This window comes from Caulobacter sp. LjRoot300 (assembly GCF_964253875.1).
Classification (GTDB): domain Bacteria; phylum Pseudomonadota; class Alphaproteobacteria; order Caulobacterales; family Caulobacteraceae; genus Caulobacter.
In genome coordinates this window covers 1-1,152 of record NZ_CAXUSA020000020.1, presented here as the reverse complement: position 1 = coordinate 1,152, position 1,152 = coordinate 1, and the positions used below count along the sequence as shown (strand labels likewise).

Genomic DNA, 1,152 nt, shown 5'->3' with positions numbered 1-1,152 from the left:
CCCTTGCGTGTCTGGAATCTGTCAGAGTTGTGGTCGCCACGGGCCGGGTCATGGCCCGGCCCGTGGCGGTGACCGCGAGCCCGTTACCCCTGAGGCCTGCACGCCGTGGATGAGCTGGGGCCGCGGTCATCTTCTTCCTGAACCCGAACAGTTGCCCGGGACAAGACCCCGCACGCAAGGATGGGACGCCGAAGATGAACCAGGACGAATGTGTGATCGGCATCGACGTCTGCCAGGAACGGTTGGACGTGGCGATGCTGCCGACCGGAGAGATCCTCCAGTTCGACAATGACCCGGCCGGCTGGGCGGCGCTGATCAAGCGCTGCGGCGCCTGGACGGTGCGGGCCATCGGCCTGGAGCCGAGCGGCGGCTACGAACGCCCGCTGGTCAGGGCGCTGCGCGTGGCGGGCCTGCCGGTGCGGCTGGTCAATCCCTACCGGCTGCGCCAGTACGCCCGGGCCCTGGGCAAATTGGCCAAGAACGACGTGGCCGACGCCCTGATGCTGGCGCGCTTCACCGACCAGCTGCCGACCCGCGCGCCGCACCATGATCCGTTGGCCGAACAGATGGCCGAACTGATCACCGCCCGCCGCCAGCTGACCGAAGACCGCATCCGCCTGGAAGCCCAGGTCCGGCTGGTCGTCGATCCGCTCCTGCGCCGGATGGCCGGCCGGCGGCTCAAGCGCATCGCCGCCGAGATCCTGCTGATCGAGCGGCGGCTGGCCCAACTGGTCGCCAACGACGAGGCCATGGCCCGCAAGGACCGCCTGATCCAGTCGCTCAAGGGCGCCGGCCCCATCCTCAGCCAGACCCTGCTGGGCCTGGTCCCCGAGATCGACCAGCTCGACCGGCGACAGCTGGCCGCCCTGGTCGGCCTGGCGCCGTTCGACGACGACAGCGGCAAGCGAAAGGGCAAGCGCGCCATCTGGGGCGGACGGGCCGAGGTCCGCCGCGTCGTCTACATGGCCGCCCTGGCCGCCGCTCGCAGCAACCCCGCCCTCAAGGCCTTCCGCCAGCGCCTCATCGCCAACGGAAAGAGCCCCAAGATGGCCATCATCGCCGTCGCCCGCCGCATGCTCGGCATCATCGTCGCCCTGCTGCGCTCAGGTCAGGCCTGGGACCCCCAATACGCCCGATAAACACAGTTGCTCA

Annotated in this window: 1 protein-coding gene; it reads left to right on the top strand. The window is 69.7% G+C overall.

Going from position 1 to position 1,152, the window contains the following annotated elements; all coding sequences use genetic code 11:
* Positions 1-194: 194 nt before the first annotated feature.
* Positions 195-1,139: an IS110 family transposase gene (locus ACSQ2G_RS23855; protein ID WP_436030095.1), complete on the top strand. Its 945-nt coding sequence runs from the start codon at positions 195-197 to the stop codon at positions 1,137-1,139.
* The last annotated feature ends 13 nt before the right edge of the window (positions 1,140-1,152 follow it).